The organism is Kitasatospora sp. NPDC056783 (genome assembly GCF_042789895.1).
In the GTDB taxonomy this organism is placed as follows: Bacteria; Actinomycetota; Actinomycetes; order Streptomycetales; family Streptomycetaceae; genus Kitasatospora.
The window spans coordinates 1-7,816 of sequence record NZ_JBHUAF010000399.1; the positions used below are offsets into that span (position 1 = coordinate 1).

At 72.0% G+C, this 7,816-nt stretch carries 9 protein-coding genes; 5 read left to right on the top strand and 4 right to left on the bottom strand.

Annotation, left to right across the window (positions count from 1 at the left end):
• Window positions 1-72: 72 nt before the first annotated feature.
• The 4 genes from ACFRMQ_RS34870 to ACFRMQ_RS34885 all read left to right on the top strand — a co-directional run bounded on the left by ACFRMQ_RS34870 (window position 73) and on the right by ACFRMQ_RS34885 (window position 3,768).
• Complete coding sequence (locus ACFRMQ_RS34870; RefSeq protein WP_380734806.1) at window positions 73-510, top strand: ATP-binding protein; 438 nt, start codon at window positions 73-75, stop codon at window positions 508-510.
• A gap of 516 nt (window positions 511-1,026) precedes the next feature.
• Window positions 1,027-1,989, top strand: a complete 963-nt coding sequence (locus ACFRMQ_RS34875) for a hypothetical protein (RefSeq protein ID WP_380734807.1) — start codon at window positions 1,027-1,029, stop codon at window positions 1,987-1,989.
• Entirely contained in the window at window positions 1,986-2,534 is a 549-nt protein-coding gene (locus tag ACFRMQ_RS34880; protein WP_380734808.1) for a LuxR C-terminal-related transcriptional regulator, read from the top strand. The genes ACFRMQ_RS34875 and ACFRMQ_RS34880 overlap by 4 nt, the downstream gene beginning before the upstream one ends.
• 271 nt (window positions 2,535-2,805) lie before the next feature.
• Window positions 2,806-3,768 (top strand): endonuclease/exonuclease/phosphatase family protein, encoded by a 963-nt coding sequence (locus ACFRMQ_RS34885; RefSeq protein ID WP_380734809.1) that lies wholly within the window; start codon window positions 2,806-2,808, stop codon window positions 3,766-3,768.
• A gap of 315 nt (window positions 3,769-4,083) precedes the next feature.
• Here the strand turns inward: ACFRMQ_RS34885 and ACFRMQ_RS34890 are convergent, their stop codons facing one another.
• The 4 genes from ACFRMQ_RS34890 to ACFRMQ_RS34905 all read right to left on the bottom strand — a co-directional run bounded on the left by ACFRMQ_RS34890 (window position 4,084) and on the right by ACFRMQ_RS34905 (window position 6,865).
• Complete coding sequence (locus ACFRMQ_RS34890) at window positions 4,084-4,434, bottom strand: hypothetical protein (RefSeq protein WP_380734810.1); 351 nt, start codon at window positions 4,432-4,434, stop codon at window positions 4,084-4,086.
• A gap of 55 nt (window positions 4,435-4,489) precedes the next feature.
• Entirely contained in the window at window positions 4,490-5,821 is a 1,332-nt protein-coding gene (locus ACFRMQ_RS34895; RefSeq protein WP_380734811.1) for a UDP-glucose dehydrogenase family protein, read from the bottom strand.
• 99 nt (window positions 5,822-5,920) lie between these two features.
• A complete protein-coding gene (locus ACFRMQ_RS34900; protein WP_380734812.1) occupies window positions 5,921-6,688 on the bottom strand; it encodes a hypothetical protein in 768 nt (255 codons plus the stop codon).
• A 12-nt stretch (window positions 6,689-6,700) separates the two neighbouring features.
• The gene (locus ACFRMQ_RS34905; RefSeq protein WP_380734813.1) at window positions 6,701-6,865 is read right to left on the bottom strand and encodes a hypothetical protein; all 165 of its coding nucleotides are present in this window, start codon (window positions 6,863-6,865) and stop codon (window positions 6,701-6,703) included.
• A 132-nt stretch (window positions 6,866-6,997) separates the two neighbouring features.
• Between ACFRMQ_RS34905 and ACFRMQ_RS34910 the strand changes: the two genes are divergently transcribed.
• On the top strand, window positions 6,998-7,435 hold the full coding sequence (locus ACFRMQ_RS34910) for a hypothetical protein (RefSeq protein ID WP_380734814.1): 438 nt from the start codon (window positions 6,998-7,000) through the stop codon (window positions 7,433-7,435).
• Window positions 7,436-7,816: the final 381 nt, after the last annotated feature.

The window sequence follows — 7,816 nt, forward strand, 5'->3', positions numbered from 1 at the left end:
CAGTCTGACGCTGACCACCCGCCCCACCCCACTCACATGACGAATTCACGGCATCCAATGCGGAGCCCTTCCATGGAAGTTCAGATAACCGAGCTCGGTGCCAATGCCATCGTGCACGGCTGCGGCGGCGACCGGCCGGACGTGCAACTGACCGCTTCCCTGACGTATGCCCCCGGGACGCTGCGGGTGTCCGTGGCGGACCCCGGGACTGGGCAACCGGAGTACCGGCAGGCGGACGACGAGGCGACCTGCGGCCGCGGCCTGAAGCTGGTCATGGCCCACGCCGCCCGGTTCGGCGTCGAAGACCTCCCCGATGGCGGCAAGGAGGTCTGGGTGGAGTTCGCGCTGCCCGCTCCCGCGCAGCCGCCGGCGGCGGGGGCCGCCTCCGTCGAGCCGATCGGCCTGCGGGTCGCGGTGCTGCGCTCGGACGCCGTCCTGCGGGAGTCCCGGCCTCGGCCGACCGTCGCCATGTTGCCGGGGCGTCCGGAGCTCGACCGAATACCCGCCTGACCACCACCGCGTAGACCTCCGATGGCGGTCTGCCGCCCTCGCTCGCGCAGGCCGTCACCGGACTCCAGAACACCCACTCCGGTCCACTCCCCGGAGCGGGTGGCGGAAGAGCACCGCCCTACCCCAGGGGCGCGCATGCTCACCGCGTCCGGAGCCGCCCCCTCCCCCTCCAAGGGGCTGTCGGCTCGGACAACCCGCGGGACCCGGACAGAGGGTCCCGCAACCGGGCGGCACGAAGTTGGCGACGCCGCCCGGTGTGGGCCCGGCCCCTGGATACGGGGTCGGGCCCACACACCCCCGAGACCACCCGCCGCCGGGAATCGGCGGGTAGGCCGGGCGCCGTGGACGGCGCACCCTCGTCCGCCCCGGCCCCGGCCCCGGCCCCGCCGGGGCGGCCCCCCCCACCACGGCCGCCCCGCCCCCGCACCACCCCGCCAAGCAGGGCGTCCCGGACCCTTCACCCCCCTTCACCCCCCTTCACCCACCCTCACCCGACTCCGTACCGAGGACCGCGCCGTGAGCGTCGCCATGCGCACCAGAGATCCGTTCAAGACCACCAGCCCGGCCCGCCGAGCAGAGGCCGCCGCCTCCTATGAGGCCTTGAAACAGGCCTGCGCGACCACCAGCGGCAAGAAGATCCAGTGGGCCGTGCGAGCCGAGCTGGTCAGCGACAGCCCGAACCACCTCTGGCGGCTGCCCGCCTCCGACTCCCTCGCCATCGTCCACCCGAACGCGGACGAGGCCTGGGCCCTGGTCAGGGGCGCGCGGTTCCTGCGGCAGCACCAAGTCGCCGCCATCGCCCCGTACTTCACCGACATCATCACGGCCACCGACGGCCAGGCCGTCAGCTTCTGGCACCCGTGCGGGAAGCCCAGCGGCGACACGTCCCTGTCCGCGTGGGTGACCGCCCTCACCCACCGCATCGACCCCGAGGCCGCCCCTTGGCTGCGGGAGCACGACCCCTTCGCCGGCCTCCTCAACGGCCTGGACCACGCCCCGCTGGACGACCACGTCCGCGCCTTCCTCCACGAGCGCACGGCCCAACTGCACGAGGAATGGGACCACCTCGACTGGCCGACACCGGACACCGTCATCTTCGGCGACCGCCGCATGGTCCCCGTCCACGACGACGGCGTCCACATCGGCCTCCTGCTGCGCCGCCCGCTGTGGCGCGGCCACCGCGAATGGGACCGGGTCGCCGCCCGCCGGCGCTCCGAACTGCTCCTCGGCCGGCACGAGGACCACCGGACCTACGCCGACACCTACCTCTCCTACGCGCTGGAGGGCCAGGGCCCGGACCACGCCCACATCGCCGCCTGGTCCGGCTACCGGACGGTGCGCGATGTCATAGCGCTCACCGAGGTGATGGACACGGTGCGCCGCGCCCGCCTCGACAAGCACGCCCGCCGACTGGCCGCCCACCGCCTCGCGTGCCTGCGCGGCATCCACCCGGCCCCGTGGAACCGGGGGCCGCGATGACGGCCCCGGGCACAGGCGCCGGTCTGCTGCCGGTGGTCCAGGAGCCACGGGTACGCAAGTGCGGCCACTACCTGGCCGAGGACCTCACCCGACACGAGGCTCTGGTGCTCGCCCACCTGGTGTCCGACCTGAACGCCATCGAGATCGCGGACGCCGTCAACGCCATGCCGGAACGCCGGGGATCCGCCGCGATGACGCCCGACACAGCGCGCGGACACCTGGAGTCGCTGCGACACAAGGCCAAGGCGCAGACGTGGCCGCAGTTGGTCGACACAGCCTGCCGGATGAGGCTGCTCCTGCCGCCCCGGGCCCGGCTGACGAAGCCGCTCCCGGAGTCCGCCATGACCTCGCTTCAGCTTCTGGTCGACGGCTTGACCAACCGGCAGGTCGCGACGATGCGTGGCATCTCGGCGAACACCGTCGGCAAACACCTGGAGGAGATCCGGCACCGCGTGCGCACCCGTGGCACTCCGGCGGCGGTCTTCCGCCTGCACGGCGTGCCCGACGTCCTGGACGACACCTGCCCGATCTGCGGGGAAGGGTGAGCACGGTGACAACTGCCGGGCAGCACCTGCACCCTGGTACCGACCCTCGCCCACCAGCACGGCCCACCTGGCGATCGGGCTCGCGCTGCCCGCACTGGGCCTCACCGCCCTGGCGGTACGCCGGCACTGGCTGCGCACCTGGTGGTTCGTCCTTCCGGCGCTGCTGCTCGCGGTCGCGGTGGCCCGGCCGATCCACCACATCGACCGAACGTACCCGTAGCTCCTGCCCGACAGCCCGAATCAGCCCCGATCACTCCGCGGAGAGGACCTCATGAGCAGCAACACGGCACGCATCCTGTACTGGACCACCGAACGCGGCGACGACCTGGCCGAGACCACGCGGATCCTGGACCGCCTCAACCCGGACATGGTGGTGCTCAGTGAGCTCCAGGCCGGCCAGGCCACCGAGATCGGGGCCGCACTCGGCATGGACGACCACATGTGCGTGGGCACCAAGGTCACCCCGCACCGCAACGCCGTCCTGGTACGCCACCACGGCCCCCTCTTCATCCAGCGCGAGCACGCCGCCGAGCACACCCGCGCCCTGCGCATCCCGATGGTCAACGTCGAACTCGGCCTCCGGGACGAGAACGGTGAACCGGTCCCGGGCACCATCGCCGTCATCGGTCACCATGCCACCTTCTACGGTCCGACGCTGCGCCAGATCGAGGCCGAGTGGTTCAGCAGGGCGATCCAGGCCCACGGCCGGGTCCTGGTCTTCGGCGACTTCAACGAGCCGCCGGTCGGTGAGGAACCCGCCCTCGCCCGTATCACCGACCAGGCGCACCTCCACGACCGCACCCACTACGTGCACGGTGTCGGCCGCGTGCCGGACCACCGCGCGGACGAAGCCCTCACCACCGCGGGTTTCATCGACCTGGCCAGGCACATCGCGGCCCTCACCGGCGACCGACGGCCGCTCGCACCGACGGCCGGCTACGGCCCCGGCACCGAGGGCCAGGGCGGGGAGCTGCGCATCGACCGCGCCTACGCCGACCCGGTCACGGCCGAGGCGTTCACCGGCTTCGAGGTGCTGGACGGCTACGAGGACGTCTCCGACCACCGCCCCCTGCTCGCCACCGCCGACCTGGACGCCCTGCGCGGGGCCGCCATCACCGGGGCCGCCATCCGGAGCGAGGCGCGCGAGAGAAAGGCCGGCTGGCGAGCGAAAGCGCGTGCGGTCCGGCACGGTGCCGAGGAAGCGGCGAGGGCGGCGGCGGCCCCTGCCGGCTGAATCGGCCATCCGGGGGGCAGCCAAGACCCGTGCAAAACGGGCCATCACCCGATCTCGGTGTCGTAGATCCGCTGGTCAGAGCGCCCGCCGCGCCGAGGTCAGTGTGGTGCGAGAAGGACTACGGGAGGGATCCCGGCAGGTCGACAAGGGAGTGTCACGTGGCGATGGGGGTTGAGCCGGCCTCGGAGTTTCATGTCGGCCGTGAAGGTCGTGTTGTAGGCGGTGGCAACGGTGTCGATGGCGGGGGATTCGCGGACGCTGCGGACGCGCGTGGTGGCCGGCACACCCGAGTGGTGCGCCGGCCATCACGGAGGTTCACCGGATGGTCAGGGACTTCTCCGCCTTGGCCCGCTCGTAGCCGTAGGCCAGGTACTCGTGCCAGACCCGGGCGGCGTCGCCGTCGGGGCACAGTCGGTCGAGGGCGACCATGCCGGCCATGATGGCCGCGCACATCTCGTGCTGGACCTCGCGCTCGGTGGCGGTGGCCTTCCCGTCGGTTCCCCAGCCCTTCGAGCGCCGGTACAGCTCGGCGGCCTCGTTGGCCTCCTCGGAGACCTTGCTGACCAGCAGCAGCTCCAGGGCGGGGCCAGGGGCTCTGCTGCGCCGCTCGTCGCGGCCGCGCAGTTCCCGGATCTGTTCCCACAGCGGGGTGACGGTGGCGCCCATGGTGCTCCTCCTGGTGGTCGAAGGTCACCGACGGGCCGGGCGGCCCGCCGACGGGTTACGGCTTGCGGGTGGGACGGCCGAGCTGGTGGATCGTCCACCCGGCGGCGAGCCACGGGCCGTCGACGACGGCGTTGCGGATGTCCACGAGGGTGCGGTTGCGGACCAGCTCGGCGGCCGTGGCCGGCAGGTCGGCGTCGTGGGTGAAAGCCGGCCACTCGGTGGCGAGCACGACCAGGTCGGCGCCGGCGACCGCCGCCGCGGCGTCCTCCCGGTACTCCAGGCGGGGGTTCGAGCGCCGGGCGTTGTCGAGTGCCTCGGGGTCGAAGACCACGACGGTCGCCCCGAGGCCTGCGAGCCGATCCGCCAGGCGCAGCGCGGGGGAGTCCCGGACGTCGGAGGTGCCGGCCTTGAACGCGGCGCCGAGGTAGCCGATGGTCAGGCCCTTCAGGGGGCGGCCGGCGGCGTTCTCGACGAGGGTGACGGCGGCGTCCTGGCGGGAGCGGTTGACGTCCTGGACGGCGGTCAGCAGACCGTGGGCGTCGACGGCGCCGAGTTCGCCCAGGCGGTGGGTGAAGGCGGCAACGTCCTTGGGCAGGCAGCCGCCACCGAAGCCGATGCCGGCGCGCATCCCGCCGGGGCCGATGCGCTTGTCGATGCCCATGACGCGGGCCACGTCGGCCACGTCGGCGCCGGTGCGGTCGCAGACCTGCGCCATCGCGTTGATGAAGGAGACCTTCATGGCGAGGAAGGCGTTGGCGGCGGACTTGGCGACCTCGGCGGTGGCCGGGTCGGTCACCACCATCTCGATGTCGCCGCGGGCCAGGATCGGGGCGAACACCTCCTCCACGGCGGCGAGCGCGGCCGGGGAGGAGAGACCGACCAGGATGCGGTCGGGGTACAGGCTGTCCTGGACCGCGTGGCCCTCGCGCAGGAACTCCGGGTTCCAGGCCAGCTCGACGCCGTCGACGGTGGCCGCCCGGTCGATGATCTCCTGAAGGCGGGCGACCGTGCCCACGGTGACGGTCGACTTGCCGAGGATCGTCGCCGGGCGCCGCAGCAGCGGAACGAGGTTCCCCACGGCGGCCAGGACCTGGTCGATGTCGTAGCCCCGTCCGTCGGCGCGCAGCGGAGTACCCACCGTGATGAAGTGGACGTCGGCGAACGCGGCGGCCTCGGCGAGGCTGGTGGTGAAGCGGAGGCGGCCGGTGGGGACGTGCCGGGCGAGCAGTTCGTTCAGGCCGGCCTCGTAGAACCAGGAGGCGCCGCCGGCGAGGGTGGCGCACTTGTCGGGGTCGATCTCTACGCCGATGACCTCGTGGCCCAGTTCGGCCATCGCCGCGGCGTGGGAGGTTCCGAGGTGACCGCAGCCGATGACGGATACGCGCATGAACTGTCCTTCGTTGATGGGGTCGTGGGGCGCACCGGAGGGGTGTACCCCACGACGCTACCGCGATCCCGCCAATGCAATTGACGGACAGTCAGCTGATCAGATCGGGATCTCCAGCAGCGCGCACAGCTCCGCCAGGGCCGGGATCGCCTCCCGGCGCACCACGACGTCGCCCTCCCTCGCCCCTTCGACGGGGTACTCCTTGAACACGCCGTCCTCCATGAGGCCCTCGGGGTCCAGGAACACGATCCGTTTGCCCTGCGCCCGGGCCCGCTCCTGCACCGCGCGCCGGTCCGCGTGCAGGCCGATCACCAGCAGCGCCCTCGCCTCGGGCAGCAGCGGCACCGGCGGGATCTTCTGGTCGTACCGGCGGACGAAGCACTCTTCGAGGCCGGCGCGCGCCGAGAGGGTGTCGAAGTTGTGCGTGATCACCGGCCCGATCATGGCGCCGGAGTCGTGCAGGGCCTTCAGCGCGCGGTGGGCCGTCGTCGGCCGCGCGAGGAAGCACGCCCGGAACATCTCCACCAGGGCGGGTGCCTTGAGGTCCGAACCCGCCAGCATCTCGCGCACCAGTGCGTCGTCCCCGGGGCGCATCGTGAAGCCGTGCGACTGGGTGAGCGCGTTGTCCTTGCGGTCGGTGACCCGGTACACCTCGTGCAGGAAGTGCAGCGGCGGGATCCCGGCCTCGATGCTGGTGCCGCAGCCGACCTCCACCTGGAACGGCAGCAGGTCCTTGAGCTGGGTCCGCCGCCAGATGCCCTCCTCGACGTTGCGGGCCCGCTCGTGCCCGCCTCCGGCGAAGTGCTCCTGCCGCACCCGCACCTGGGCCTCGGTCAGCTGCTCGATCACGGGATAGGGGAAGAACACGGGACGCCTCCTTCAGGCGCGGAACACGGACTCGTAGACCGGGTAGGTCGTCGGGACGCCCAGGATCAGCTCCTTGACGTCGCCGTGACGCAGTGCCTCGACGCACTGCTCGATCCGCAGGCGTTCGTGGTCGACAGCCGGCTCGCAGGCTCGCAGGCCTCCTCGACGCTCGTCCAACGCACCTCGACGTAGCCGTTGCAGGGCTGCGCCTCGGTGCCGGCCGGCACGGCCGCGTGGTAGACGAAGTTGGTGCCCTCGGTCGTGCCGCGCTGGGCCGGGGCCCGGTCGATGGCCAGCAGGCGCCCGGCCGTGATCCGCACCTGGAGCTCGCGCGCGATACTCGGTGGCCTGCTTGGTGCCGCTGCGGCACAGTTCGTGTCCGGCGAGCGCGTCCTGCATGTCGAGGAAGAAGGTGTTCCCACGTCGTGCGGCGCTCCTGAGCATCGTGCTGACGGCGGGGATGACGTCCTTCCGGGCCCAGGTGGCGTTTGTTGTAGAACGGGCAGCCGCCCGCGCCACTCCAGCGTCAGATCACAGCCGGTGCGGTTGCTGAAACTCACCCCCGTGCTGCGCGCGGCCATGGGGGGCGGCGGTACGCAGGGATCGCTGTTGTCCGTCACTCCGAACCCCGTGCACGGAGGCTGGGCGAACGGGGAGTTGAACTCGACCGGCCAGTGGTCGGATCCCAGGTTCAGCATTCGCGACGCGCGGATCTGTCCGGTCGGCGGATCGCTCGACACGGCGTAGTCGAGTTCGCTGTTCTCGTTGAGGTCGCTGTCGTGATGAGTGAATTCACCCGTCCTCATCACGGTGTTCCCGGGCTGCATTCCCTGGAACGCGTCGTCCGTCTTTGGTCGGTGGGGATGGGTCCGCGGGGATGATGGGCCCAGCCGCCGCAGTGCGCCCTTGCACCCCGGTCGGCTGAACCCTCTGGACAGGAACGGACGCGACGGCCGACGCGGTTCACCGGGCTCGGACGGCCGGACGACCGGCCGGGCCGGGTTGCTTCCGTGGTCCGGTGGCCTGGGCCGGAACATTCCGGGCGGCACCCGGAAGGATGAAGCCGCGAGGCGGTGCCCGGCATCACGACGCCGCGAACAGACCGGTCGGCCCGACCGGATGTCGGGC

Coding starts and splice junctions, on each gene's coding strand:
- ACFRMQ_RS34885 (WP_380734809.1), top strand. CDS start 2,806: ATGAGCAGCAACACGGCACGCATCCTGTACTGGACCACCGAACGCGGC.
- ACFRMQ_RS34895 (WP_380734811.1), bottom strand. CDS start 5,821: ATGCGCGTATCCGTCATCGGCTGCGGTCACCTCGGAACCTCCCACGCC.
- ACFRMQ_RS34870 (WP_380734806.1), top strand. CDS start 73: ATGGAAGTTCAGATAACCGAGCTCGGTGCCAATGCCATCGTGCACGGC.
- ACFRMQ_RS34880 (WP_380734808.1), top strand. CDS start 1,986: ATGACGGCCCCGGGCACAGGCGCCGGTCTGCTGCCGGTGGTCCAGGAG.
- ACFRMQ_RS34890 (WP_380734810.1), bottom strand. CDS start 4,434: ATGGGCGCCACCGTCACCCCGCTGTGGGAACAGATCCGGGAACTGCGC.